The 25,799-nt window shown below is 40.4% G+C and carries 24 protein-coding genes and 1 tRNA gene; 15 read left to right on the top strand and 10 right to left on the bottom strand.

Translation table 11 applies throughout. From position 1 onward, the window contains the following. Nucleotides 1–226 precede the first annotated feature (226 nt). The 9 genes from HNQ82_RS05210 to rlmH all read left to right on the top strand — a co-directional run bounded on the left by HNQ82_RS05210 (nucleotide 227) and on the right by rlmH (nucleotide 7,917). Nucleotides 227–299 (top strand) — tRNA-Phe (locus tag HNQ82_RS05210). A gap of 100 nt (nucleotides 300–399) precedes the next feature. After that, nucleotides 400–1,104 (top strand): response regulator YycF, encoded by a 705-nt coding sequence (yycF, locus tag HNQ82_RS05205; RefSeq protein WP_032101636.1) that lies wholly within the window; start codon nucleotides 400–402, stop codon nucleotides 1,102–1,104. A 4-nt stretch (nucleotides 1,105–1,108) separates the two neighbouring features. Next, nucleotides 1,109–2,923, top strand: a complete 1,815-nt coding sequence (gene walK / locus HNQ82_RS05200) for a cell wall metabolism sensor histidine kinase WalK (protein ID WP_183247750.1) — start codon at nucleotides 1,109–1,111, stop codon at nucleotides 2,921–2,923. A gap of 5 nt (nucleotides 2,924–2,928) precedes the next feature. Then, nucleotides 2,929–4,257, top strand: coding sequence for a YycH family regulatory protein (locus HNQ82_RS05195; protein ID WP_183247748.1), 1,329 nt, complete (start codon nucleotides 2,929–2,931; stop codon nucleotides 4,255–4,257). Next, complete coding sequence (locus tag HNQ82_RS05190; protein WP_183247746.1) at nucleotides 4,244–5,029, top strand: two-component system regulatory protein YycI; 786 nt, start codon at nucleotides 4,244–4,246, stop codon at nucleotides 5,027–5,029. The genes HNQ82_RS05195 and HNQ82_RS05190 overlap by 14 nt, the downstream gene beginning before the upstream one ends. A 5-nt stretch (nucleotides 5,030–5,034) precedes the next feature. After that, nucleotides 5,035–5,823, top strand: a complete 789-nt coding sequence (locus HNQ82_RS05185; protein WP_183247744.1) for an MBL fold metallo-hydrolase — start codon at nucleotides 5,035–5,037, stop codon at nucleotides 5,821–5,823. A gap of 112 nt (nucleotides 5,824–5,935) precedes the next feature. Then, complete coding sequence (locus tag HNQ82_RS05180) at nucleotides 5,936–7,144, top strand: S1C family serine protease (RefSeq protein ID WP_183247742.1); 1,209 nt, start codon at nucleotides 5,936–5,938, stop codon at nucleotides 7,142–7,144. Nucleotides 7,145–7,198: 54 nt separating this feature from the next. After that, nucleotides 7,199–7,354: a CxxH/CxxC protein gene (locus HNQ82_RS05175; RefSeq protein WP_004893206.1), complete on the top strand. Its 156-nt coding sequence runs from the start codon at nucleotides 7,199–7,201 to the stop codon at nucleotides 7,352–7,354. A gap of 83 nt (nucleotides 7,355–7,437) precedes the next feature. Continuing rightward, complete coding sequence (gene rlmH / locus HNQ82_RS05170; protein ID WP_169792796.1) at nucleotides 7,438–7,917, top strand: 23S rRNA (pseudouridine(1915)-N(3))-methyltransferase RlmH; 480 nt, start codon at nucleotides 7,438–7,440, stop codon at nucleotides 7,915–7,917. Nucleotides 7,918–7,936: 19 nt separating this feature from the next. Here rlmH and HNQ82_RS05165 read toward each other — a convergent pair whose 3' ends face one another. The 9 genes from HNQ82_RS05165 to HNQ82_RS05125 all read right to left on the bottom strand — a co-directional run bounded on the left by HNQ82_RS05165 (nucleotide 7,937) and on the right by HNQ82_RS05125 (nucleotide 18,559). Then, complete coding sequence (locus HNQ82_RS05165) at nucleotides 7,937–9,427, bottom strand: peptide MFS transporter (protein WP_183247740.1); 1,491 nt, start codon at nucleotides 9,425–9,427, stop codon at nucleotides 7,937–7,939. Nucleotides 9,428–9,605: 178 nt separating this feature from the next. Then, a complete protein-coding gene (locus HNQ82_RS05160; RefSeq protein ID WP_183247737.1) occupies nucleotides 9,606–10,679 on the bottom strand; it encodes an ABC transporter substrate-binding protein in 1,074 nt (357 codons plus the stop codon). Next, nucleotides 10,676–11,455, bottom strand: a complete 780-nt coding sequence (locus tag HNQ82_RS05155; RefSeq protein ID WP_246348889.1) for an ABC transporter permease — start codon at nucleotides 11,453–11,455, stop codon at nucleotides 10,676–10,678. Before HNQ82_RS05155 ends, HNQ82_RS05160 begins: the two co-directional genes overlap by 4 nt. Continuing rightward, entirely contained in the window at nucleotides 11,452–12,249 is a 798-nt protein-coding gene (locus HNQ82_RS05150) for an ABC transporter permease (protein ID WP_183247733.1), read from the bottom strand. Before HNQ82_RS05150 ends, HNQ82_RS05155 begins: the two co-directional genes overlap by 4 nt. 1 nt (nucleotide 12,250) lies before the next feature. Beyond that, nucleotides 12,251–13,306 (bottom strand): ABC transporter ATP-binding protein, encoded by a 1,056-nt coding sequence (locus HNQ82_RS05145; protein ID WP_183247731.1) that lies wholly within the window; start codon nucleotides 13,304–13,306, stop codon nucleotides 12,251–12,253. A 71-nt stretch (nucleotides 13,307–13,377) separates the two neighbouring features. Then, nucleotides 13,378–14,472 (bottom strand): Ger(x)C family spore germination protein, encoded by a 1,095-nt coding sequence (locus HNQ82_RS05140; protein WP_183247729.1) that lies wholly within the window; start codon nucleotides 14,470–14,472, stop codon nucleotides 13,378–13,380. After that, nucleotides 14,469–15,569: a GerAB/ArcD/ProY family transporter gene (locus HNQ82_RS05135; protein ID WP_183247728.1), complete on the bottom strand. Its 1,101-nt coding sequence runs from the start codon at nucleotides 15,567–15,569 to the stop codon at nucleotides 14,469–14,471. Before HNQ82_RS05135 ends, HNQ82_RS05140 begins: the two co-directional genes overlap by 4 nt. Nucleotides 15,570–15,578: 9 nt before the next feature. Next, nucleotides 15,579–17,048: a spore germination protein gene (locus tag HNQ82_RS05130; RefSeq protein WP_183247807.1), complete on the bottom strand. Its 1,470-nt coding sequence runs from the start codon at nucleotides 17,046–17,048 to the stop codon at nucleotides 15,579–15,581. Continuing rightward, entirely contained in the window at nucleotides 17,045–18,559 is a 1,515-nt protein-coding gene (locus HNQ82_RS05125) for an FAD-dependent oxidoreductase (RefSeq protein ID WP_183247726.1), read from the bottom strand. Before HNQ82_RS05125 ends, HNQ82_RS05130 begins: the two co-directional genes overlap by 4 nt. Before the next feature lie 140 nt (nucleotides 18,560–18,699). On the opposite strand from HNQ82_RS05125, the gene HNQ82_RS05120 reads away from it, so the two are divergent. The 6 genes from HNQ82_RS05120 to pgmB all read left to right on the top strand — a co-directional run bounded on the left by HNQ82_RS05120 (nucleotide 18,700) and on the right by pgmB (nucleotide 25,032). Continuing rightward, on the top strand, nucleotides 18,700–19,992 hold the full coding sequence (locus HNQ82_RS05120; protein ID WP_183247724.1) for a transcriptional regulator: 1,293 nt from the start codon (nucleotides 18,700–18,702) through the stop codon (nucleotides 19,990–19,992). An 81-nt stretch (nucleotides 19,993–20,073) separates the two neighbouring features. Further along, on the top strand, nucleotides 20,074–20,301 hold the full coding sequence (locus tag HNQ82_RS05115) for a hypothetical protein (protein WP_021094383.1): 228 nt from the start codon (nucleotides 20,074–20,076) through the stop codon (nucleotides 20,299–20,301). A gap of 175 nt (nucleotides 20,302–20,476) precedes the next feature. Then, complete coding sequence (adhE, locus tag HNQ82_RS05110) at nucleotides 20,477–23,080, top strand: bifunctional acetaldehyde-CoA/alcohol dehydrogenase (protein ID WP_183247721.1); 2,604 nt, start codon at nucleotides 20,477–20,479, stop codon at nucleotides 23,078–23,080. 79 nt (nucleotides 23,081–23,159) lie between these two features. Beyond that, entirely contained in the window at nucleotides 23,160–23,639 is a 480-nt protein-coding gene (ybaK, locus tag HNQ82_RS05105; protein ID WP_343053410.1) for a Cys-tRNA(Pro) deacylase, read from the top strand. 18 nt (nucleotides 23,640–23,657) lie between these two features. Further along, nucleotides 23,658–24,374 carry a TrmH family RNA methyltransferase gene (locus HNQ82_RS05100; RefSeq protein ID WP_425486242.1) on the top strand — a complete coding sequence of 239 codons (717 nt, stop codon included), beginning with the start codon at nucleotides 23,658–23,660 and terminating at the stop codon, nucleotides 24,372–24,374. Beyond that, nucleotides 24,367–25,032 carry a beta-phosphoglucomutase gene (gene pgmB / locus HNQ82_RS05095; RefSeq protein ID WP_183247707.1) on the top strand — a complete coding sequence of 222 codons (666 nt, stop codon included), beginning with the start codon at nucleotides 24,367–24,369 and terminating at the stop codon, nucleotides 25,030–25,032. Before HNQ82_RS05100 ends, pgmB begins: the two co-directional genes overlap by 8 nt. Before the next feature lie 8 nt (nucleotides 25,033–25,040). Here pgmB and pflA read toward each other — a convergent pair whose 3' ends face one another. Beyond that, nucleotides 25,041–25,769, bottom strand: coding sequence for a pyruvate formate-lyase-activating protein (gene pflA / locus HNQ82_RS05090; protein WP_183247705.1), 729 nt, complete (start codon nucleotides 25,767–25,769; stop codon nucleotides 25,041–25,043). Between the last annotated feature and the right edge of the window lie 30 nt (nucleotides 25,770–25,799).

Genomic DNA, 25,799 nt, shown 5'->3' with positions numbered 1-25,799 from the left:
CAAGCTGAGAGCGGGACGAAGGACGTGCATGTTTCAAACAAATGAACGATAATCAATGGGTTATTTATATGGCTCGGTAGCTCAGTCGGTAGAGCACGAATGAATAAGCTTCTTTGAGAAGCAACAGCGTACCGCTCGAATCGCATCTTGAGTAAACAAGCTGAGAGCGGGACGAAGGACGTGCATGTTTCAAACAAATGAACGATAATCAATGGGTTATTTATATGGCTCGGTAGCTCAGTCGGTAGAGCAAAGGACTGAAAATCCTTGTGTCGGCGGTTCGATTCCGTCCCGAGCCACTTGTAAGCATAGATACGTATATGTGTCTATGCTTTTTTGTTTTATAATGGTGACATGGTACACTATATGTAAATATGCCTGTTGGGGGAGTGAATATACATGGAGAAAAAAATTTTAGTTGTTGATGATGAAAAACCGATTGCTGATATTTTACAGTTCAATTTAAGAAAAGAAGGATACGACGTACATTGTGCATATGACGGTGTGGAAGCACTGCAAAAAGTGGAAGACATTCAACCCGATTTAATTTTATTAGATATTATGCTACCTCAAAAAGATGGAATGGAAGTATGTCGCGAAATTCGTAAAAAATATGATATGCCTATTATTATGCTAACAGCAAAAGACTCTGAAATTGATAAAGTTCTCGGGCTAGAACTTGGCGCAGACGATTACGTTACGAAACCATTTAGCACACGTGAACTGCTAGCGCGTGTCAAAGCTAATTTACGGCGTCACCAACAAAGACAAGAACAAGATGTAAAAGAAATGAGTGAAATAAAAATAGGTTCGCTTACCATTCATCCAGATGCTTATACTGTATCGAAACGAGGTGAGCAAATTGAGCTAACACATCGGGAATTTGAACTTCTCCATTATTTAGCAAAGCATATTGGACAAGTGATGACGCGTGAACATTTACTGCAAACGGTATGGGGATACGACTATTTTGGTGATGTGCGCACTGTTGATGTAACTGTGCGGCGTTTGCGTGAAAAAATCGAAGATAACCCTTCGCACCCGACATGGATTGTGACAAGACGTGGGGTAGGATATTATTTGCGAAATCCGGAACAGGAGTAACCACATGAGGAAGGTAAGTATATTTCAATCGATTCACGTGAAATTTGCCTTGATTTACATTTTGCTTATTTTAATTGCGATGCAAATTATCGGGGCTTATTTCGTGCGCCAATTGGAAGCACAACTTGTTGAAACTTTTAAAAACTCATTAAATGAGCGTGTCATTTTGCTTGCTTATAACATCGAGCAAGAAATGAATAAAGAACGCGATAAAAAAAGCCCTACACTTGAAGAAGAAATTCGGACTATTTTACAAGATTTTGTTTCACAAGATATTTCTGAAGTGCGCGTCATTGATCATAAAAGTAAAGTATTAGGAACGTCGAACCCATATAATCAAAATATTGTGGGAAAGCGGACGACAGATTTACTAATTAAACGAACATTAGTTGCGGGCGAAATGACAGAAAAAATGCTTGTTGATCCAAAAACAGGTCATCGTATGTATATTTCTTCTACGCCCATTAAGGTGAAAAATGAAATTAAAGGAGCAATTTATGTCATTGCTTCGATGGAAAATGTTTTTGCGCAAATGAGGCAAATTAATAATATTTTAGCGACAGGAACAGGCATTGCTTTAGTCATTACTGCGTTGTTAGGTATTTTGTTGGCACAGACCATCACACGCCCAATTTCAGATATGCGTAAACAAGCATTGGCAATGGCGAAAGGGAATTTTTCCCGAAAAGTAAAAGTATATGGATACGATGAAATTGGACAGCTTGCGCTTAGCTTTAACAACTTAACGAAAAAATTGCAAGAAGCGCAAGCAACGACAGAAGGAGAGCGTCGTAAATTAGAATCGGTATTGACGCACATGACAGATGGTGTGATTGCAACAGATAGAAAAGGACGAATCATTTTAATTAACGATGCCGCGCTAAACATCTTAAATGTTTCACGTGAAACAGTGCTTTCTGCACCGATTGTGACGGTATTAGGGCTAGATGAACAATATACGTTCGAAACGTTAATTGAAGAACGTGAAACATTAATTTTAGATTTTAGTACAGACGAGGAAATGTACATTTTACGTGCCTCTTTATCTGTGATTCAAAAAGAAAAGGGATTTGTGAACGGATTAATTGTTGTGTTGCATGACATTACGGAACACGAAAAAATTGATCGTGATCGTCGAGAGTTTGTAGCGAATGTTTCGCATGAATTGCGAACGCCCCTAACAACGATGCGCAGTTATTTAGAGGCGCTTGCAGATGGAGCATGGCGGGATGAGGAGATTGCGCCAAGGTTTATTGAGGTGACGCAAAATGAGACAGAACGAATGATTCGTCTTGTCAACGACTTGTTGCAGCTTTCTAAGCTCGACAGTAAAGACTATAAATTGAAAAAAACACGCGTCCATTTTATCCCGTATTTCCATAAAGTCATTGATCGATTTGAATTAACAAAAAAAGAGAATGTTTCGTTTGTTCGAGACTTTCCAGATGAGAAAATAGTTGTGTATATGGATGAAGACAAAATTACCCAAGTGCTCGATAACATTATTTCTAACGCGTTAAAATACTCTCCACAAGGAGGGAAAATTACGTTTCGGGTAAGGAAAAAAACAGACTATATTGAAGTGAGTGTAAAAGATGAGGGTGTCGGCATTCCAAAATCGGATTTATCTAAAATTTTTGAGCGTTTTTATCGTGTCGATAAGGCTCGTTCACGTAAACTTGGTGGAACAGGACTAGGTCTTGCCATTGCAAAAGAAGTTGTCGTCGCACATGGCGGACGTATTTGGGCCGAAAGCCAAGAAAGAAAAGGGACAACCATTTACTTTACTTTGCCGATTGAACAACAGAAAAAAGGATGAAAACGATGAAATACGAAACGATCAAGTCCATTGTATTGACGATTCTTGTATGTACGAGCGTTTTTTTAACGTGGAGTTTATGGACATATCAGCCGAAATATGACTTTATTGAAAACGCAAAATACATTCAAAACGTCCCTGTCAGCAATGTTGCCGTTGATTATAGTACAGTCATTCAGCCGCGCTATATTTTTATTCATAAAAATGAACAACATTACGGAATGACACATCACTCGGACATTTATAAATTTATGAAGGAGATGAAAAATTGGACGTTCGATCATTTCGAAAATATATCGAGCACAATTAAAAAAGAACAATTTCTTTCATTTATACATGGGAAAGGAAAAATTGAAATTATTTATCCCGATGATATACCAATTGAAATGTATCGAACGATGTTTCAATTTGAAGACCAAGACATCGAAAAAGTTCAGTTTGATCGCATCATCATCCCGATGAACGACAACGAAGAAAAAATAAATGTCTATTTCGTATCTGCCAATGAGAAGCGTATATATAAAGCGGTTGTTCAAGATGCGATGGTCGAACATTTGAAACAAACATATTATGCGCGAGCTGAGCGTTACACACCTTTTTTATCTTATGACATTAGCGAAACAAAAGCGTTGTTTTTACCGGCTCGTCCCCTCGTACTAAACCGGTTGCAATATTACATGGACGAGTTAAGTAGCGATCGTTTTAAAGACGCATTATTTACAGATCCAAGTTTTGTGAAAAAAGATGTGTTCACTTTTAGTGAGGAATATACAGATGGTTCACGTTTAATGGATGTCGACTTGTCTAAAAAATTACTACTGTATGTCAATCCAGCGGCTCGTGGTGAGACACAAACTTCAGATCCGACGATTTTGCAAAAGAGCATTGATTTTGTGAACGATCATGGCGGTTGGACGGATACGTACTATTTTGATCAGTTAGACGAAAATGGGAGAAAGGTAACCTTTCGTTTGTTTGCCAATGGCTACCCTGTATTTAATCGTTATGGAATGGCGGAGATTGTGCAAATATGGGGAGAAAATGAGATTATGAATTACCAACGTCCGTTATTCACATTAGCTATTCCTGACCGAGTAAGTTTGCCAATTACACTTTCCTCCGGATATGAGGTCATTGATCAGTTGAAAAAGCAAAAAAATATTCAACATGAATTCATTGACGATATTGCGATTGGTTATGAGCTCGTTCGTGATTCGGAGCGAGAAAATATCGTCATGTTAGAGCCGAGCTGGTACTGTTTGTATAATGGGACGTGGCGAAAAATTGTGATGACGACAGATGAACGAAGAGGGGATATCATTGGATTGGAGTAAAACGAAAACGATTTTTATTATTACATTCCTCATTCTTAATATATTTTTAGGTTATCAATTTATCCAGAAAAAAAATAGTAGCCAGCTTGATGTGATTTTAGAAGCGACTATCGAAGAACAGCTCGAAGCGGATGGCATTACATATGTCGATTTACCAAAAGAAATAACAAAAGCGACATATGTGAGCGGAAAAAGTAAAACATTTACGGAAGAAGAAGTGAACAAATTGCCAAACCAACAAGTTGAAGCGGCAAACGAAACCGTTTTGCAAGCTCATTTTATTAAACCTGTGCCGCTACAAGATCCAAAAGACGGTTATCGCTTAACAGAGTTTTTAAGACAAAATATAATTGCAGGTGATCAATATACATTTTGGAAGTATGATGAAGACTTACAAGCGCTCATTTATTTTCAACAATATGAAGGGAAAACGATTTATAAAAATGTGAGTAGTATGTTGCTTATTTATGTGAGTGATCGAAATGAAATGGTTGGCTATGAACAAACATTGCTCGTTGATTTAGAGAAAAACGAGAAAAAACAAGAAATTTTGCCGGCAATTAAAGCGTTAGAGACGTTGTATAAGCGAAATTACTTAAAGCCAGGCGATCGGGTAACAAAAATCGATCTAGGATATTATGCGCTCGTTCAGTTTACGACTTCGCAAGTATTAACACCGACATGGCACGTTGTTGTGAATGGAAAAACAGATTATTATGTCAACGCATTTGAAGGACAAGTCATTAGTGATGAAAATAAAGTGTTGGAGTGAATGAGATGAAGTTTAGCGTTTTAGCAAGCGGCAGTACAGGCAACGCTTTTTATGTAGAAACGAAACGGGAACGATTGCTTGTTGACGCTGGGTTAAGCGGGAAACAATTAGAACAATTATTTGCTCATATTGATCGCCGCATTCAAGATGTAACCGGTATTTTAGTGACACATGAACATAGCGACCATATTAAAGGACTAGGTGTTATTGCTCGCAAGTATCGCCTTCCGATTTATGCGAATGAAAAGACATGGAAAGCGATGGACGGGTTCATTGGTGACATCCCGCTTGAGCAAAAATTTATTTTTCCAACGGGTTCTGTTCGTACATTTGGAGATTTGGATGTTGAATCGTTCGGTGTGTCCCATGACGCTGTGGAGCCGATGTTTTATGTGTTTCATTATGAAGGAAAAAAGCTAGCTCTCATTACAGATACAGGGTATGTGAGTGAACGCATGAAAGATGTCATTCGCCATGCGGATGTATTTGTATTTGAAAGTAACCATGATGTAGAAATGTTACGTATGGGGAAATATCCATGGAACATTAAGCGACGCATATTAAGTGATGTCGGACACGTATCTAATGAAGACGCAGGTCTTGCTTTAGCAGACGTCATTGGTGATAAAACAAGGCGCATTTATTTAGCCCATTTAAGCCAAGATAACAATATGAAAGAATTAGCGCGAATGACAGTCGCTCAGACGCTCGAAAAAAAAGGAATGATTGTCGGGGAATCATTTCAACTTTATGATACAGATCCAGCTCGTCCGACAGCGCTAATTTCCGTATAAATTTCACCGTTTTTTCACTCATATATCGTATGTATATGATTAGATGCTTAGGGGAAAAGAAGGTTATAATGGAAATAGGGTCAATATTTTATAAAGAAAGGACGGGTGAAAGATGGGCTATTATGATGATCATTATGAACATATTCGTCAAAAACAAAAAGGCAATCGTGGGGGAACGTTTTTGGCAGGATTAGTCGGAGCTATTTTAGGTGGAATGCTTGTCATCGTTGCCATTCCTTCGTTAGTAAAATGGGATGTTTTGCCTTACCAACTTGAACAAACGGAAGAAAAACAGACGACTGTGACAGAGCAGCCAAAAGTAGACAAAAGTGTAGCAGTCAATGTCGTTACGCAAGTGACACAAGCGGTAAATAAAGTATCTGATGCAGTTGTTGGTATTGTAAATATTCAAGAAGCAAGTTTTTGGTCAGAAGGCGGGGAAGCTGGAACAGGCTCAGGAGTCATTTATAAAAAAGAGGGAAATAAGGCATATATCGTAACGAACCATCACGTTGTTGAAGGTGCAAGTCGTGTGGAAGTGAGTTTAAGCGACGGAACAAAAGTACAAGCGCGCCTGCTTGGAAGTGATGTGTGGACGGATTTAGCCGTATTAGAAATTGACGCAAAACACGTAACAAATGTAGCTGAATTCGGCAACTCTGATGTCGTAAAAGTAGGAGAGCCAGTTATTGCGGTTGGTAATCCGCTTGGTTTGCAATTTGCGGGATCAGTTACACAAGGAATCATTTCAGGCGTAAACCGTACGATTCCAATTGATATTGATCAAGACGGTATTCCAGACTGGCATGCAGAGGTACTACAAACAGACGCTGCCATTAACCCAGGAAACAGCGGTGGAGCACTTGTAAATATCGAAGGTCAAGTCATTGGAATTAACTCCATGAAAATTGCTCAAGAAGCTGTTGAAGGGATCGGATTATCGATTCCAATTAACTATGCCAAACCAATTATTGCTGATTTAGAAAAGTTTGGACAAGTTCGCCGTCCATACATGGGCGTAGAATTGCGTTCATTAAGCGACATCCCGGCATATCATTGGCAACAGACACTTCATTTGCCGGCAAACGTCAAAGAAGGTGTAGCTATTTTGCAAGTTGTATCGGGCTCGCCAGCTGCGCAAGCGGGATTGCGTGAGTTTGATGTCATTGTGGCGTTAGATGACGAAAAAATCGCTGATGTGATCGAATTAAGAAAACATTTATATAATCGCAAACAAATTGGCGATACGATGAAAGTAACATTTTACCGTGATGGCAAAAAACAAACGGTGACATTAAAATTAGCGAAACAATCATTATAATGAAACGGCAGGGGATTCCCTGTCGTTTCATTCATGAATAAGGAGTGATGCGTTGTGTGGAAATGTTGTGAGCAACATGTTGAACTCGCTATTGATATGTATGTGGATGAAAAACAACAAGCACCTGAAATATCAACAATTTCTGTGGATAAAAAAGAAGAAATATGCGATTTTTGTGAACAACGCGCTGTATATATAGTAGGGAACTAATGTTTCTACACAATATGTGGATTAGCGCTGTGGATATGTGGATAAAACTTGTGGATATTATGTTTGTAAAGTGGGGATCACTTGTGAATATATACATTATTGCTGTGGGTAAGTTAAAAGAGAAATATTTAAAACAAGGCATCGAAGAGTATATGAAGCGCTTATCAACATATGCGAAAATGGACATTGTGGAAGTAGCAGATGAAAAAGCGCCAGAACAGTTAAGCGAACAACAAATGGAGCTCGTCAAAAAGAAAGAAGGCGAGCGTATTTTAGCAAAAGTTACGGATGACATGCATGTGATCGCCTTAGCGATTGAAGGAAAAATGATGTCGTCTGAAGAGTTCGCTCAAACGCTTGATCGGTTAGCGACATATGGAAAAAGCAAAATTGCTTTTGTCATCGGTGGTTCGCTCGGCTTAAGCGATGACGTCATGAAACGAGCAAACGAATCGCTTTCGTTTTCAAAAATGACCTTTCCACATCAACTCATGCGTCTCATTTTAACCGAGCAAATTTATCGCGCATTCCGTATCAATCGGGGAGAACCGTATCATAAGTAAAGCGGCTGAATTCAGCCGCTTATTTTACACCTTTCATAAAGCTTTCAATTTTTGGTGAGATGATGAAAAGAATGATACTAAAGACGATGGCGATTCCACCGATCGTTCCAAAATAAGCCATTTCTGTTTCTGGTGTATAAAACTTCACGATTTGAGCGTTAATCGCTTGGGCTGCTGCACTTGATAAAAACCATAAGCTCATCGTTTGAGCTGAAAACGCCGCCGGAGCAAGTTTTGTCGTGGCGGATAAACCGACAGGTGATAAACATAGCTCACCAAACACAACAATTAAGTAGCTTAGCACGAGCCAAAGCGGATTGACTAAAGAATCGCTTCCACCAAGATAAGCTGGCAATAAAATGACGACGAACGATAAACCAGCAAACAATAACGCTAAAGAAAATTTCTTTGGAATGGATGGTTGTTTATTTCCTAGTTTCACCCATAGCCAAGCAAAAATCGGTGCAAACGTAATAACAAACAATGGGTTTAACGATTGGAACCAAGCTGGTGAAAGATCTATACCAGCAAAATGCAACTGTGTTCGTTTATCAGCATAAGTTGCTAAAATAGTTGAACCTTGTTCTTGAATGGACCAAAACATCGCTGCTGCGATGAATAAAGGAATATAGGCGATAATGCGCGAACGTTCCACATCTGTCGTTTTCGGACTACGATACATAACGACAAAGTAAATCGTTGGAATGACAATACCGAAAATACCGACAAGCGATACAAATAAATCGATTGTTAGTGTGTTTGTCTGTAAGCCGATGAAAACGAGTAAGGCAATGATCGCTACACCGATCGTACCCCATGTAAACACTTTTTTCTTCTCAGCTGCTGATAATGGATTCGGTACATGTGTTCCCGCAAGCCCGAGATTTTTCTTTTTTGTTCCGACAAATACGAGAAGTCCGAAAAACATCCCAATCGCGGCAATACTAAAGCCGAGATGGAAGTTGTATTTCATGCCAACCGTTCCGACAACGAGTGGAGCTAAAAATGCCCCGAGGTTAATCCCCATATAAAAAATGCTAAATCCCGCATCGCGACGGTGATCGCCTTCTGCATATAAATCACCGACAACGCTTGAGACGTTTGGCTTGAGCAGTCCTGTTCCAAGAATAATGAACACCATGGAAACAAAAAACATCGTAACACTTCCTGGAACAGCTAAAGCAATGTGACCGAGCATAATTAAAATGCCACCGTAAAACACAGCTTTCGCCGTCCCGAATAATCGGTCTGCAAACCATCCACCAATAATGCCTGACATATAAACGAGAGAACCGTAAATCGACATGATCGCTAGAGCAGTCGGTTCATCAAGTCCTAAACCGCCTTTCGATACTTCATAATACATATAAAACACGAGAATAGCACGCATACCATAATAAGAGAAACGTTCCCAAAACTCAGTAAAAAATAATGTGAAAAGTCCTTTCGGATGACCGAAAAAGCCGCGTTGGGGAACGCTCTCGACAATACGTTGTTTGCTTTGGGACATGACAAAACACCTTCCATTTTTGAAAATAATAATTTTTATTTTCTGTAATTTTTTAATGAAACTAATATTATAGTAAATAATTAGGTTTAACAAGTATTCATTTTAAACGAACGAGTAAACGAAGTAAATAAAAAATTTTTCTAAAATAATATAAGAGGATGGCTTTTTCGCCATCCTCTTATTTGCGGTGCATTTTAAATTGTAAAAACAATTCATTGTAGTACGCGAGCATGTTTTTTCCGAGGTTTTCATACACTTCCAGCTTACTAGCAAGCTGTTCGCTTGGATAAAAACGTTCGTCTTCCACCATTTCTTTTGGCAAGTATTCAAGCGCTTTTTTATTTGGCGTTGAGTAGCCGACGTATTCGGCATTTTGGGCAGCGTTTTTCGGATCAAGCATAAAGTTAATAAATTGATGAGCACCTTCAATGTTTTTCGCTGTCTTTGGAATGACCATATTATCAAACCATAAATTTGTTCCTTCTTTTGGGATCACATAATCGAGCCGTTCGTTTTCCCACATCATTTCCGCCGCATCTCCCGACCAAACAATGCCGATGGCAGCTTCTTCGTTTGCAAGAAGCATTTTAATTTCGTCGCCGACGATCGCTTTGACATTTGGCGTGAGGGCATCTAGTTTTTGTTTTGCTTGTTGTAAATGCGTTTTGTTTGTATCGTTAAGTGAATAATGTAAACTATTTAGTGCCATGCCCATAATTTCACGTGCACCATCAACAAGTAAAATTTGATTTTTAAATGATGGATCCCATAAATCGTTCCAGCTTGTAATTTCTTTTCCGCCAAGTAGTGCGCGATTGTAGACGATGCCGACCGTTCCCCAAAAGTAAGGAATGGAATATTCATTGCCTGGATCAAACGATAAGTCAAGAAAACGTTTATCAATATAGCGCAAGTTTGGGATTTTTGAATGGTCGATCGGAAGTAGCAACCCTTCCTCTTTCATTTTGCTAATGGCGTACTCCGAAGGGACAGCAACGTCAAATGTCGTGCCACCTTGCGCAATTTTTGTCATCATCGCTTCATTTGAATCAAACGTTTGGTAAATGACTTTAAAACCTGTTTCTTTTTCAAATTTTTTAATGAGCGCAGGATCAATATAATCGCCCCAGTTATAAATCGTTAACGTATTAGCTCCCCCATACCCTTTGGACGATTCGATCGTTTTTGTGACATAAAGCAGACTAAAAGCAATGAGCCAAACGAGCAAAAAAAGTGACAATATTTTTTTCATTCTTGTCCCCCCTTGACGCTAGCGCGTTGTGTGATGACGTAATACACAACAACGAGAACAAGCGTAAATAAGAAAAGAAGGGTAGATAAAGCGTTAACGGATAACGAAATCCCCTGGCGTGCGCGCGAATAAATTTCAACAGACAACGTCGAAAATCCGTTGCCCGTCACGAAAAACGTGACTGCAAAGTCATCAAGCGAGTATGTGAGCGCCATGAAAAAGCCAGCAAAAATGCCTGGTGTAATGTATGGGAGGATGACTTTCGTTAAGACGTTCCATTCATTTGCCCCTAAGTCGCGCGCAGCGTCGATTAACGTTGGGCTCATTTCCTGCAGCTTTGGTAATATCATTAACACGACAATCGGAATGCTAAAAGCGATATGCGACAATAAGACAGACGTAAATCCGAGCCGAATGCCAGCAATCGTAAATAAGATCAGAAACGATGCACCGATCATGACGTCAGGGCTGACGATTAAAACGTTATTTAGCGTAAGCAACGTTTGCTTCCAGCGATGTTTTGCATAATAAATGGCAATCGCGCCTAAAACGCCAATGATTGTCGCAAGCGATGACGATAATAAGGCGATAATCATTGTATGCAAAACGATAATAAGCAAGCGTGTATCAGCAAACACGTCTTTATACCAATCAAGTGTAAACGATTCGAAATGATGCATCGTCCCACCACTATTAAACGAATAATAAATTAAATAAAAAATAGGCATGTATAATACGAAAAACACAAACGCTAAATAGAGGCGAGAAACTTTCATTGTCTCACCCCCCATTTTCTGTTCCCTGTTAATGCCATAATGCCGGCCATGGCAATCATTAAAAAGACAGCGATTGTAGCCCCCATCCCCCAGTTTTGCGTCACGAGAAAATGTTGCTCAACCGCAGTGCCGAGCGTAATGACTCGGTTCCCAGCGATTAATCGCGTCAGCATAAAGAGCGAAAGCGACGGAATGAACACCGCTTGACAGCCTGCTTTGACACCATCGAGCGTAAGCGGAAAAATGACGCGACGAAATGTCGTCCATTCGCTCGCTCCTAAGTCACGCGAAGCATCGATTAAAGAAGGATTCAATTTTTCAAGCGCATTAAAAATCGGCAAAATCATGAACGGAATAAAAATATAAACAGATACAAAAACAAAACTAAAGTCCGTAAACAATAGTTGTTTCGTTCCAATTCCAATCGTTTCAAATAGCGCATTGACTGCCCCATACGTGCCGAACAATCCAAGAAAAGCGTACGCCTTTAACAATAAATTGACCCATGTTGGTAAAATAATAAGCAACAACCATAACTGCTTATGTTTCGTTTTTGTTAACAAATAAGCGGTTGGGTACGCAATAAGGAGTGAACATGCTGTGATTAGAAATGCATACCAAAACGAATTTACTGTCATTCGTAAATAAACTGGCGTAAAAAAAGTTTGATAATTGACGAGCGAGAAATGGCCTTCGATATCGAAAAAAGAATAATAAATAATAAGAATAATCGGTGCAACAACGAACAACCCGATCCATAACCAATAGGGGATGGCATAAGCATAGCGGCGCATATTATTCTCCCCCGTTTCTTTTCATAACATGAATAGCTTCTGGTTCAAAATGTAGGCCGATTTCTTCTCCGATCTCTGCTTTTTTTGTCGAGTGAACGAGCCACTCGTTACCATACGCATCATAACAACAAAGCTCATAATGTACACCGCGAAATAAAACAGAATCAACACGCACGCGCAATTTGCCGCGTTCAACAGTTGTTAATTCTAAATCTTCAGGGCGAATGACAATATCTACTTGTTCATTTTTCGCAAAGCCGCGATCAATGCACGTAAATCGTTGATTCGCAAATTCCACAACAAAATCGTCAATCATCGTTCCAGTAATGATATTTGATTCTCCAATAAAGTCAGCGACGAAACGGTTCACAGGTTCATCATAAATATCTTTTGGTGTACCACGTTGTTCAATCTTTCCTTTGTTTAGCACAAAGATTTCATCTGACATCGCAAGAGCTTCTTCTTGATCGTGAGTAACAAAAATAAACGTAATGCCAAGTCTTCGTTGCAATTCCCGTAACTCGTATTGCATTTCTGTTCGAAGTTTTAAATCAAGCGCCGATAGCGGTTCATCTAGTAACAGCACATCCGGTTCGTTGACGATCGCACGAGCGATAGCGACACGTTGTCGTTGTCCTCCTGACATTTCATGAATGGCCCGTTGTTCGTATCCTTCTAAGTTGACGAAGCGAAGTGCTTCTTTTACTTTTCGCTCAATGTCTACCTTTGGCACTTTTTTTATGCGTAAGCCAAAGGCGACGTTTTCAAACACGTTTAAGTGAGGAAAAAGGGCATAATCTTGAAATACTGTATTCACTTGTCGTTTATTTGCTGGAACATTGTTCATTCGTTTTCCGTGAAAGTAAATATCCCCTTTTGTCGGTTCGATAAACCCAGCAATTAGGCGAAGAATCGTTGTTTTTCCGCAGCCGGAAGGGCCAAGAAGCGTATAAAATTTGCCGCGCTCCATTTCAAAACTGACGTCATCGAGCACAGGAAGATCATCATCGTATTGTTTTGTAACATGGTCAAAGCGAATAATGACGCGATCGTCCATCTCTTTTTTCTCACCTCATTTAGCTATTTTTTAAATTCATTATGAACGATCGCTTTATGTTCGGCAACTTTTTATTGAAGGACACCGTAGCTAATTATTTCAACCGTTGGACGAATGTTAATTTCTGCTTTCGCAAAAGCTTTTGGCCAGCTTTTTTGTTTTTGAAACGGTTTGTATTCGTAAGCGCGGGCATACAAACCAAATCCGATCGGATCGACTTCATATGTTTGCATTTTTTTCACGATCGCTTCAAGTTGTTTTTGTATTTCTTTTGCGAGCAATTGTTCGAGTTTTTTCTTTTCTTTTTTCATATCAATATGTGTCGTCGTTTCGGTCAAAATGGCACCTAGATGTATATGAACGTCAAAGTGAAACATCCCATTTTGAAACGACGGTTTATATGAAAAATCACCCTTTTCAATCGAAATGCTTACATATTCTTTTTGTTTTGTTAGACCCTTTATAGCAAGTGTAAGCGATGTCGCAGGTTTAATATTTTTGTTTAATATCGCAAAATATGGACTTTCTTTTTGTGATAATGAGCCGACATACTTTCGTTGTTTATTAAATAAGGCAATCCCTCCTGCGATTAAATCCCCTTTATGCACTCTTAAAATCGGGGCAAACGGCGTTTGAGCGCGATCAAGCGATAAACGTCGAAACTCAAGTAAATTGATTTTTGTTGTTTGTTTACTTTTATGTGCTGTTAATAACACATCCCGAATAGCCACAGATAGACGCGGTTTATCGTCAAGACGAATGTACATGACATCTTTTAACGGACCGTCAAAAACGATGAAATTGGCTGTTGTTGAATTTTTTGGGTCGCGATAAAACACATCTAAATACGAAAACATATCGTACTTTTTGGCGAGATTTTTGCTAATAATTACACTTTGTGTTTTTCCCCCAACCATTTTTCCGGAAGCAAAGGCGTTTGCTTTAAAACGGTTATCACGCAACGTTAATCCGGATGTACGAATGACTTCGTAAATGTTTTTTGCTTCTTTATTAAACACAGGGCTCACAGAGTAAACGAGCAAATTTCCATTTTTCCCTTCATCTAAACCGACCGTTAAGACGAGCGTCAGTTCATCGAGCCGTGTTTGCATACCACATCCGACTGTTAAGAGAAAACAAAGAACAAAGTATATATGTCTTCTCATTTCTTTTTCCCCCCCCGAAACCATTGCGCAACGGAAACGTAAATGAATAAAATGACAGGAAAAATATAAGCCCCCCATAGGCCATATCGTTCCCACCACGATCCCATCGTTTGAATATGAGAAAAGGATGGATTGTATAAAAAAGACGTTAAAATAAATATGCAAACGGCAATAAGCAATACAATCGTATGGTCTTTTTTTCCGATGAGTTGACTCATGCCAAAAACAGTTGTGAAAATGTACGGAATGCCTGTCGTGGACATGACAAATAAATAAAACGATAAAAAGATGACTTCAAATCGTTCAATAAACGAAAATTCAATCGTTTTCAGTAGCGACAACGTCGGCCAAATAAGCGAAGGAGTTTCATCAGGACTAAAAAAAATAAAACATGTGACCGTAATTAATAAAAAAGTAAAAGCCGAAATGCTGTTGGCGATGACCATCGCTTTTATCGCATGTTTTTTTTCTTTTAAAAACGGGTAAAACACGAACGTTAATTCAAAACCTAAAAACGACAAAATCGTCGTTTTTACCGCTTGAAAAATAGGTGTCCATCCTTCTTTTAAAATAGGGAGCATATATAAAATCGTCCCTTTTTGTAGTGGAATAGCGATGAGAATCGGCATCCAAATCGTTAAATAAAAGACAGCTTCTGCATAACGACCGAGCACGCGTACGCCATTTCGTGTAATTAAAAAGCCGGGTAGCATAAACAGAATCATAATAAGATAGTTTGGTGTATTTGGTAAAATCCATACTTGTGTAATATGAATGGCAGTAAAAACAACTGTTATGGATGCTAATAGAGCGTAAGCAACAAAAGCGAGATGAATCAATGTCCCGAATATACGACCGAAATAGCGATGAGAGAGATCGAAAACGGTATCTTGTGGATGCTTCTCCATCGTTTTTATAATGATCGTACTTGCGGTAATCGAAATGATCCAGCCGATAAGAATCGCAATCCATCCATCTGTATTCGCGATATCGGCAAGCTGGGCTGGAAGCGATAAAATGCCGATGCCGATTTGTGTACCGGAAATAAGAAAAATATATTGCATCGTTGTGACTTCATTAAATTCATATCGTTTCATATGCACCACTTATTTGCGAAATTTTTTTTGTCTCGTCAACTGTGTTGGACGGGCAGATAATGGACGCGTGCGCATCATCCAAAGCGGAAAGCGTAAAATCGTATCTTTCCAGTCGCGCAATCTTGCAGGTGCAAACGGGCTCCCCTCAGGTGTACCAAGCGATTCTAATGAAATAAGGTGCCCAATGATCAGCATAAAACCGATCACCATACCGACTAAACCAAATAAAGAAGCGGCAATCATCATCGGAAAGCGCAATAAACGAATCGATTCCGACATATCCGGATTTGGAATAATAAATGACGCAATCGCGGTCAATGAGACGATAACGACCATAATGTTGCTGACGATGCCGGCTTCAACGGCAGCTTGCCCGATGACGACACCGCCAACGATGCCGACCGTTTGTCCAATTGGTGCAGGTAAACGCAAACCTGCTTCACGTAACATTTCGATCGCAAGCTCCATTAAAATTGCTTCTAAAAGCGGTGGAAGCGGAACGCGTTCGCGCGATTCACCAATCGTTAATAATAAATTGAGCGGGATAATTTCGTAATGAAACGAAAGTGCCGCAATATAAGCAGACGGTAAAAAAATAGCCATAAAAAAGGCAAGCAAGCGCAAAAGCCGTAAAAATGATGCGATCATCCAACGCGTACTGTAATCGTCAACTGTTTGGAAAAACGTAATAAACGTCATTGGTCCAATCATGACGCTAGGTGAGCGGTCGACGACGATCACGATGCGCCCTTGTAGTAAATTGCTGACCGCAGCATCTGGCCGCTCGGTTAGTAAAAATTGCGGAAATGGTGAAAATGGATTGTCTTCAATATGTTGCATGAGCTCGCCTGTATTGACGATTGTATCGACGTCAACTTGTTCAATTCGATCTCTCAATTCTTGCAGTACTTCTGGATGAGCAACGTCTTCTAAATACAATAATGTGACAGGGGTATGTCCGCGTCTGCCGACGGTCGTTTCTTCAATTTTTAATTGTTGATGCGGTAAATAACGGCGAATTAAGGCGATATTTTTTTCGCACGTTTCAATAAATCCTTGATGTGACCCTTTTAGTGACGATTCAATTTGCGGTTCTGCGATAGCGCGTTGCGGCCATCCTTGTGTGTCTAATAGTAATACGTGGTTGTCGCCGTCTAGTAATAGTGCTGTTTCTCCTTGAAACAAATGTTGAATGACATGTTCCCATTTCGTCGTATATGATTTTGAACCAATCGGGAGTTGAATATCCGCAATTGTATGAATTTGTTTCGTTTCAAATAAAAGCGGATCAATAATATTATTGTTAATCGAATTTTTATCAACGAGCGTATTAAGATATACAAGTAACGCCCGTTTTTTCGGCTCGCCGATGAGTAGATGGCAGTATACAAGGTCAGGCGTTTTTGTAAAATAGTCACGCAACGTTTGTTCATTCGCATCAAGCGAATGAGTCAATAGTTGTTGAGTGCTGTTCATTATTCATCTCCTTTCAGCTGTTGAAGCGGTTCGATGGCCGGCCCTTCTAGCACTTTTCCTGTAAAACAAAACCGTGAACCATGACATGGACAGTCCCATGTCCGCTCGCCATTGTTCCATTCGAGTTCACATCCCATATGTGTACATGTCGTATCGACGACATAAAGTGTACCGTCATCGTCGCGATAAGCACCAGCTCGTTTTCCGTCTACATTTACCACAGCCCCTTCTCCACGCAATATGTCGCGGGGGGTACGAAGGGCGTATTCAAGCTTTCCAATGAAGAAATGTTTCGCGACATCGATTCCGTCTGCCAGTAAGTGATTGAGCGACGGATCAGCGACAAATCGCGACGGAGCAAACAGCTGAGCATAACGATTTTCTTTTTGTAATGCTAAATCGGCTAATAGCTGAGCTGCGACCACACTTGTCGTCATACCCCATTTTCGATATCCTGTCGCTACAAGAATGTGTGGAAGGCTTGTGCGAACAGGACCGATGTATGGAAGGCGATCTAACGTTACTAAGTCTTGGGCTGACCAGCGATATAGCACGTTCGATAATCCAAACGTATGTTCACAAAATGATTGTAACGCTTCGTAATGTTGCATCATGTTTATCCCTTGCCCGACTTTATGCGACTCGCCACCAATCAAAAGGAGCGGCTTATTGTCCATCATTGTATATCGAATTGAACGCTTTGGTTCATTTGCGCTTAAATACATGCCTTGCAGCCGTTCGTACGCCTCGACTGCAATGACGTATGACCGTTCTGCATGTAATCTTGCAAAATAAAAAGCAGGATCAAAAAACGGAAAGTGGGTGCAAATGACAACAGTATCGCACGTAATGGATGCTCCGTTTTTTGTTTGTACGACTGGTCTCGTCGATGTCTCAATATGTTGTGCAACAGTTTGTTCGTAAAAAGATGCCCCGTGTTTTACCGTCAGCTCCACTAATGTTTTTAAATAATGGAGTGGATGAAATTGCGCTTGGTTGCGCATCATGACTGCCCCTTGAACAGAAAAGGGAAGAGAAAGTTGATCGACATATGCCCCATCAATGCCGAGCGTTACATACGCTTTCCACTCCGCTTCAAGCATATGTAATTGTGTTTCTTCCGTCGTATATACGTACGCGTCTTCTAGCGATAAGTCGCAATGAATATCGTGTTCTTTTATCGTTTGCAAAATCGATTGCAACGCTTTTTCGTTTGCTTCGTAATAATGGCGAGCATTTTCTTCACCGAAATGAGCGATCAGTTCGTGGTAAATGAGATCGTGTTGGGCAGTTATTTTTGCGGTCGTATGCCCTGTTGTGCCGTTACATAGCCGGTCTGCTTCGATGACAGCGACACGCACCCCTTGCTTAGCAAGCAAATAAGCCGTCGTTATGCCTGTTATTCCTCCTCCAACAATCGCTATGTCGACATCAAGTGATTGCGTAAGCGATGGAAAAGAAGGAAGTGTTGTTGATTGTAGCCAATACGATTGAGATGACTTTGGTAAAGACATGAGTTTGTTCCTCCATATCCATGTTTTTCTTAATTTTCCCCAAATCGAAAAGTTTATGATGAACATTTGTAAAGATGATAAAATGGAAATAGACGTGTATAGAAATGTTTTTATAACATAACGTAAGAGGGAGAGTTAAAGTGAATAAAGATGCAAGTGTTCGTTTACAAGATAATATCGTCTTAGAACATTACGGGCTGAATGAATTGCATTTAGAATCTGTTCGCCATTATCGTGAGCAATTTGCAAAAGTCAAACCAAACCACCCATGGAACGGTTTAGAAACGAAAGATTTTTTATATAAGATTGGAGCATGGGGAAAAATACGAAACACAAGCAAAGAGGGTCTCACACTCGCAGGACTTCTTATGTTTAGCGAAGAGCGAATGATTACAGAAGTTTTACCACAATACTTTCTTGAATATCGTGAACATGACGATAATCATATGCATTGGACAAATCGTTTTACTTCACAAGATGGAACGTGGTCGGGAAATATTTATGATTTTTATTTTAAAGTAATGAACGAACTAAAAGATGGATCAGAATCTGAAAAAGAAGCTATGCATGAGGCGCTCGTTAATGCGCTCGTCCATGCCGATTACAACGGTGATGGGGGCATTATTGTCGAACGGCAACGCTCATCCGTGCAATTTTCTAATCCTGGGCTTTTCGGTATTCCTTTAGAACAAGCATTCAGCGGCGGTGTTAGCCATTTGCGTAATCCGAATGTGTTTAAAATGTTTATTTACATTCATTTTTGTAAACGAGCTGGAGTCGGTTTGAAAACAATCGAAACGATTTGTTTGCAACAGCCTGTCATTGATCAATACGATTTCCAGGAACGAACGGTTATTACATTACCAATCGTGTCCTTTCCAGAAAGACATAAACAAGACGATGATCTAGAGATGATATGTGATTGGTCAGACAATTTAGAGCTAACTGACTCCATAAATAATGACGAAAACTCCTATAATAGCGACCTAAACTCCATAAATAGTGAGTTAGAGTCCGTAAATAAAGGGTTTGAGTTCGTAAATAAAGAACCGAACTGCGTAAATAGCGGACCTAACTCCGTAATTAACAAAAATAACTCCTGTAATATTGGCCAAAACTCTATAAATAATCTAACCAACTCCGTAAATAATGAAGAAGAAACGAATATCGATCAGGAGCTCTGGAGTATTGCAGAAATTGCGCGTAAGAAAAAAAGGCTTGCACCGGCAAAGATGGAAGAAGTCATTTTGCAACTATGTGCCCATCGGCCATTCATGTTAAAAGAACTAGCTTATTTGTTAGATCGAACGCCGGACGGACTGCGCAATAATTATTTAGGGAAGCTGTTAGCGGAAGGGAAAATGCGTTTAAAGTATCCAGAACAACTAAATCATCCAAAACAAGCATATATAACAAATAAGCAATATTCATGATTTGTTCAATATTTCACAATCTATAGTATACAAAATAATGTTACAATAATGACAACAAAAGAAAAGTTGAGGTGACAAACAATGCTTGTATGCGAATGGAGAAACTTTTCAACAGATGCGGAAACATATACACTAGAGCTATTTGAAGAAATGATTGGCGATGAATTTGAAGCGATGATGTTTGAAGATGATCAAGAAATTCCTTCTTATATATGGACAGTAAACTATGTTGTCATTGTCAAGCGAAATACGCGCATGTATAACGATATTTCGTTTACAAAAATTCCACGTAATCCAGTGTGTGAGTAACCGCCTTCTTTATGAAGAAGCGGTTCTCTTATACAATATATTTGCTCAACATTTCACAAAGTTGACACACAAAATTGAGATGTCTTTCGTTATAATGAAAATGTGAAGATAATCACATTTTTATTTTCGATCATCTTGTGAAAAATTTCACAAGAACAATATAGGAGGGTCTTATATGGCTGTTGATGAAAAAGTATTAGACCAAAAGAAAGAAGTTACAAAAATGATCGATATGCTCGTGGCGAATGCGCAAAAAGCGTTAAAAGCGTTTCGCGATTACGATCAAGAAATGATTGACCATATTGTCAAGCAAATGGCTTTAGCTGGACTTGATAAACATATGTATTTAGCGAAGTTAGCGATTGAAGAAACAAAACGTGGCGTATATGAAGATAAAATCATTAAAAACATTTTTGCGACAGAATACATTTATCATAACATGAAATACGATAAAACGGTTGGCGTCATCCGCGAAAATGAACATGAAGGCATTATTGAAATTGCCGAGCCTGTTGGCGTCATTGCTGGGGTAACACCGGTAACAAACCCAACGTCGACAACGATGTTTAAAGCGCTCATTTCAATTAAGACGCGCAATCCAATTATTTTTGCATTCCATCCGTCTGCGCAAAAATGTAGCAGTGAAGCGGCACGCATTTTACGTGATGCAGCGATTGCGGCTGGCGCGCCAGAACATTGTATTCAATGGATCGAAACGCCTTCCGTTGAGGCAACGCAACAACTTATGCATCATCCTGGCGTTTCGCTTATTCTTGCGACAGGTGGAGCAGGCATGGTCAAAGCGGCATATAGTTCAGGAAAACCAGCATTAGGGGTTGGACCTGGTAACGTGCCTTGCTATATTGAGAAAACAGCAAATATTAAACGTGCGGTGAACGATCTTATTCTTTCAAAAACGTTTGATAACGGAATGATTTGTGCATCTGAACAAGCGGTCATCATTGATAAAGAAATTTATGATGCGGTAAAAAACGAAATGATCGCAAACAAATGTTACTTCTTAAGTGAAGAAGAAAAGAAAAAAGTCGAAAAGCTTGTCATCAATGAAAATACGTGTGCAGTTAACCCAAATATCGTCGGAAAACCAGCATATGAAATTGCAAAAATGGCTGGTGTGGACGTTCCTGTTGATACGAAAATTCTTGTCGCGGAAGTAAAAAGCGTCGGTCCGCAAGAGCCGCTTTCTCGTGAAAAATTAAGTCCGGTATTGGCGTGCTATAAGGTGAATAGTACAGAAGAAGGATTGAAACGAGCAGAAGAAATGCTTGAGTTCGGTGGACTTGGCCACTCTGCGGTTATTCATTCAGAAAATCAAGAAGTCATTCTTGAATTCGGTAAGCGAATGAAAGCAGGACGAATCATCTCTAACGCACCATCTTCACAAGGGGCGATTGGTGACATTTACAACGCATACATTCCGTCATTGACGCTCGGTTGCGGTACGTTCGGAGGCAACTCGGTTTCGACAAACGTGGGTGCGACACATTTAATGAACATTAAAAAATTAGCGAGAAGGAATGTAAACATGCAATGGTTTAAAGTTCCGCCAAAAATTTATTTTGAAAAACATGCGACACAATATTTAGCGAAAATGCCAAACATCTCACGTGCCTTTATTGTTACAGACCCAGGCATGGTGCAGCTCGGTTATGTCGATAAAGTGTTGTACTATTTACGCAAACGTCCAGATTATGTGCATTGCGAAATTTTCTCAGAAGTTGAACCAGACCCATCAATCGAAACAGTGATGAAAGGTGCCGACATGATGCGTGCATTTCAACCAGATGTTATCATCGCGCTCGGCGGTGGTTCAGCGATGGACGCAGCGAAAGCGATGTGGTTGTTCTATGAACATCCAAATACAGACTTTAACGGCTTAAAACAAAAGTTTTTAGATATTCGTAAACGTGTATTTAAATATCCAAAACTTGGTCAAAAAGCGCAATTTGTCGCAATTCCAACAACGTCTGGTACAGGTTCAGAAGTCACATCATTTGCGGTCATTACAGATAAGAAAAATAACGTCAAATATCCGCTCGCTGATTATGAGTTGACACCAGATGTCGCTATCGTTGACCCACAATTTGTTATGACGATGCCAAAACATATTACAGCGGATACAGGTATGGACGTATTAACACATGCGATTGAAGCGTACGTATCGAACATGGCGAACGACTATACAGACGGATTAGCATTAAAAGCCATTCAGCTCGTCTTTGAATACTTGCCACGCGCATACAAAAACGGCAACGATGAAGTGGCGCGTGAAAAAATGCATAATGCATCAACGATTGCCGGTATGGCATTTGCGAATGCATTTTTAGGTATTAACCATAGCTTAGCGCATAAACTTGGTGCAGAATTCCATATTCCGCACGGACGTGCGAATACGATTTTAATGCCGCATGTCATTCGTTACAACGCGCAAAAACCGAAAAAGTTTACAGCGTTTCCGAAGTACGAACATTTCGTGGCTGACCAGCGTTACGCTCAAATTGCCCGCTTGCTTGGCTTGCCAGCGAAAACGACAGAAGAAGGAGTAGAAAGCCTCGTTCAAGCGATCATTAAGCTCGCAAAAGAACTCGACATGCCATTAAGCATCGCAGCAACAGGCGTCAGCAAAGAAGAGTTTGAAAGCAAAGTCGAACAACTTGCTGAATTAGCTTTCGAAGATCAATGTACAACAGCTAACCCAAAATTACCATTAGTCAGCGACCTTGCCGACATTTATCGCCAAGCGTATAAAGGGGTTTAAGATGATAAGGGACGTCCGATGAAGGATGTCCCTTCTTTTTGTTTATGGTACACTAATAGAGGAAAGAGAGGGACGGATCGTGAAACAAGCGAAGACGAATGCTGTGCGCATGCTTGATCGCGCACGTGTGCCGTATGAACTGTTGACTTACGAATATGCAGATGGACAAATTGATGGGATATCGGTTGCGCAAAAAATTAGGCAACGTGAAGAGATGGTGTATAAAACGCTTGTCACAAAAGGGGCGAGCGGTCAACTTTACGTATTTGTTATCCCTGTCGCAGCAGAGCTAGATTTAAAAAAAGCGGCGACCGTTGTCGGTGAAAAAAGTGTGCATATGTTGCCTGTGGCGGACATCGAAAAAATGACAGGGTATGTGCGTGGCGGTTGCTCGCCAATTGGAATGAAAAAAATGTATGCCACATATGTGGACGAATCGGCGCTTTTGCACGAACAAATCATTGTGAGCGCAGGGAAAATCGGCATGCAAATGAAACTTTTTGTTCAAGATTTATTAAAGTTAACAAATGGGAAAACCGCACATATCATCAAAGCGTAGGAGGGTTGTCGCATGCGAATGACAAAAGAGGAAGAACGTCAATGGCTAAAGCAACGCATGGAAGAAGGACTGTTGACAGACGACAATCGCTTGCTTTGGGAAATGATTTTGCCGAGTCGCTTAAAGCGCATGTACGATGTGTTAAGCGAACGAACAAGATATATTACGATTTTGACGGAAGCGGTTGATGATCCGCACAATCAAGCAGCGGTGTTACGTTCAGCCGAGGCGTTTGGCATTCAAGACGTTCATGTTGTCGCCGGAGCCGCTCCGTTTGAACCGAATAAATGGGTGACGCGACATGCGGACAAATGGTTAACCGTGCATAAACATTCATCGATTGAACAGGCCATTCGCCACCTCCAACAAAATGGCTATCAAGTATATGCAAGCTATTTAGGAGAAGGAACGATTCCGCTTGAACAAATCAACGTATCGAAGCCAACGGTGCTTTTGTTCGGGAATGAGCATCGCGGAGTATCGGAAGAGGCGCTTGCTTTGGCGGATGGGAAGTTTATCATTCCGATGAACGGCTTTGTGCAAAGCTTTAATATTTCCGTTGCTGCAGCCATCTCTCTGTACGATGTCACGAAGCGAGCAAAACAAGAGGCGAATGGGCGCTACTATTTGTCGCTTACGGAAAAGAAGGAAATATATGATCATTGGATGAAACTTTCGCTTAGTCCGCGGTTAAGAAAAATGGTAGAAAGTCAAATGGGAGGACGCAATGATTGAAGGAGTGATTTTTGATTTAGATGGCGTCATTGCTAATACAGTCGAGTTATATTATATTGCGACAAAACGTGTCGCCGATGAAATAGGAGTGCCGTTTGATCGACAGCTCAATCAAAAGCTACAAGGCATGAGCAGACAGGCGATGGTGGAGGCGCTTCTTGGTGAAACGTCGCATGAATGGACGGAAGAAGAAAAGCGCGCTCTTGGCGACCGCCGTGGCCAATATTATCGTGAGCTGATTGAACAATTGTCGCCGAGCGACGTGTTGCCGGGAATGTGGGATCTTCTTTGCGACATTCAGAGCGACGGTGTCCCGATGGCGCTCGCATCTTCAAGTTCAAACGCATGTATTGTTGTTGAACGGCTTGGCGTACGCTCTTTTTTTGATGTCATTGTCGATGTAAAAACGATTGCGCGCATGAAGCCGGATCCAGAAATTTTTTTAACAGCTGCGAAAGAGCTTCATGTCGATCCGTCTTGTTGTATCGCCATTGAAGACGGAGAGGCAGGGATGAAAGCGATTAAGCAAACAAATATGTTTTCCGTCGGCATCGGAGCTCATTTAGCTCCACTATCTCCTGATTGGCTCGTTCAACAGACAACACAATTGACGTGGGGAGAGTTAAAAAAACGGTTTATGCAAAAAGCTGGTCAATGACGACCAGCTTATTTTGCGCCTAATATTTGTTTTGCTTTTTCAACACTTTCTTCTGATGGTGTCGGGATGCCTTCAAGCGGATATGTTAGTCCAAGTGCTTTCCATTTGTACACGCCGAGTTGATGATAAGGAAGCACCTCAATTTTTTCGACGTTGCGTAACGTACGAATGAAAGCAGCTAAGCGTTGCAAATCGTTTTCATCGTCTGTGACGGTTGGAACGAGCACATGGCGAATCCAGACGGGCACGTTTCGTTCGGATAAAAGACGAGCAAAAGCTAAAATATGTTCATTTGTTTTGCCAGTCAGTTTCCGATGTTTTTTTTCATCGATATGTTTTACATCTAGCAAAATTAAATCCGTATATGCTAGCAATTTATCGAGCTTTTGTTGGAATGACGCCTCCGTTGTATAACATCCCCCCGATGAATCAATCGTTGTATGAATGCCAAGTTGCTTACAGCGACGAAAAAGTTCAATTAAAAAATCGATTTGTAAAAGTGGCTCTCCGCCACTTACTGTAATCCCGCCGCCAGATGCTTGCATAAACGGCAAATATGTTTGGGCATCAGCGATGATTTCATCGACGGACATTTGCTTTCCTTTGCCAATTTCCCACGTATCTGCGTTGTGACAATATTGACAACGCAATAAACAGCCTTGGGTGAAAATGACATAACGAATGCCGGGACCATCAACTGTTCCGCATGATTCAATCGAATGAATAAATCCGTTCACGATGTTTTCCTCCTAGGTAGAAAGCTCCCA

Source organism: Anoxybacillus tengchongensis (genome assembly GCF_014201585.1).
Lineage (GTDB): Bacteria > Bacillota > Bacilli > Bacillales > Anoxybacillaceae > Anoxybacillus > Anoxybacillus tengchongensis.
This window is presented reverse-complemented; position numbering and strand designations above follow the sequence as displayed.